Genomic DNA, 330 nt, shown 5'->3' with positions numbered 1-330 from the left:
ACAGAGATTATGTAGACGATATCAACGACTAATACACAAAGGTAAACATCGAAGTGTCGTGGTAACGGCGATCGCACGAGAACTGATAGCTTATATCTGGTCAATCTCGAAGGAAGTCACCTTACCCAGAATAGATCCAAAAACACGAATCCCCCCTGTGTCAGGATAGTTGTCGCCTCTGTTAATTTTTAATAATTGAATAGGAGGCGGTAAGAGAATATGAGTGAAGCATTATTCAAAAGAGTTTAAAGAAGCCATTGTTAAGAAGTGGCTTGAAAGTGGGTTATCATTAAGAACGTTTTCAGCCCAGGAAAACATAAACCTATCCAC

At 39.7% G+C, this 330-nt stretch carries 1 pseudogene; it reads left to right on the top strand.

The window, feature by feature from the left end:
• Nucleotides 1–169: pseudogene (locus tag A3763_RS27540) on the top strand (IS110 family transposase); the annotation flags it as partial.
• Nucleotides 170–330 lie beyond the last annotated feature (161 nt).

It is taken from the genome of Oleiphilus sp. HI0128 (genome assembly GCF_001635365.1).
The sequence above is the reverse complement of the archived record's forward strand: the minus strand, read 5'-3'. Positions and strand labels throughout refer to the sequence as shown.